Origin of the sequence: Aeromonas finlandensis (genome assembly GCF_000764645.1) — a bacterium.
GTDB classification, from domain to species: domain Bacteria; phylum Pseudomonadota; class Gammaproteobacteria; order Enterobacterales; family Aeromonadaceae; genus Aeromonas; species Aeromonas finlandensis.
In genome coordinates, this window is record NZ_JRGK01000200.1 from 1 (window position 1) to 983 (window position 983).

General features: G+C 60.6%; 2 protein-coding genes. Both read right to left on the reverse strand.

From position 1 onward, the window contains the following. Positions 1-727: heavy metal translocating P-type ATPase metal-binding domain-containing protein (locus LD28_RS0112565; protein ID WP_162182397.1), on the reverse strand; the 727-nt coding region annotated here is incomplete at its 3' end. Between the two features lie 78 nt (positions 728-805). Then, positions 806-983, reverse strand: a 178-nt coding sequence (locus LD28_RS0112570) for a FixH family protein (RefSeq protein WP_033137307.1), incomplete at its 5' end; no start/stop codon positions are given.

A 983-nucleotide genomic window follows, 5' to 3' on the forward strand; every position in this document is an offset into this window, starting at 1 on the left:
GTTTCAGGCTGCGCCAGGCGCCCACGTAAAAGGGCTGGGCCGAGTAGATCATGATGGGGGTGGAGAGCAGCAAGCTTATCCACTTGAAGTAGACCATGAACTCATCTTCAACACTGATGAAGAGATCCATGTAGAGGGCCACGGCGCACATCATTACCTGCATCGAGCCCAGGCCTGCCAGTGCCAGCCGGAACATATAGCTGCGCACCTCTTTGGCGTAGAGGGCCTCTTGGCTGTGGGTCTGGAACGGGTAGGCGCGATAGCCGATCTGGGCGAATCCCTTGAGGATGTCACTCAGGGAGAGCTGGTCCGGATCCCACTTGATGCGGGCCCGGTGGGTGGTGGTGTTGACGTTGATGTAGCGCAGGCCGCCAAGGGTCATCAGGTGGCGTTCAATAAGCCAGGCGCAGGCGGCGCAGGTGAGCCCCTCGACGGTCAGCTGGATTTCGCGCGTTGTCTCGCGACCAGTGCTACTTTCGGTGACAAACTCCTGCTGTATCTCTGCTAGGTCGTAGTGGGTGAGGGCGGCCAGCTCCTCGGGCACCAGATCCCCCTTGGTGCCGGGGGCGGTGCGGTGATCGTAGTAACTGGCAAGACCGCACTCCATGATGGTTTCCGCCACCGCCTGACAACCGGGGCAGCACATGGGGCGAACAATCCCCTTTATCTCGAGGGAATAGCCACTATTGGCGGGCACTGGCTCGCCACAGTGAAAGCAAGGGGTCATGGTTTATAGCCCCCTGAATGCGGATGCAGGGTTGCTGGCGAGCACCGGCTCGCCACAGTGAGAACAGCCGGTCATGGCTTAGCGTCCTTTCGGGTCGAGTTCGACAGGGGCCTGGGTGGGCAGCTGGACGGTCTCTTGCAATCGCCACTCGTGATCGAAGGCATCGACCCGGATGTGCCATTTTCCGACCAGCGGCTTGTCGAAATGGAGGCGATAGGTGCCGCTCGCGTCGGCGGTGATCATGTGTTCGCTGTCC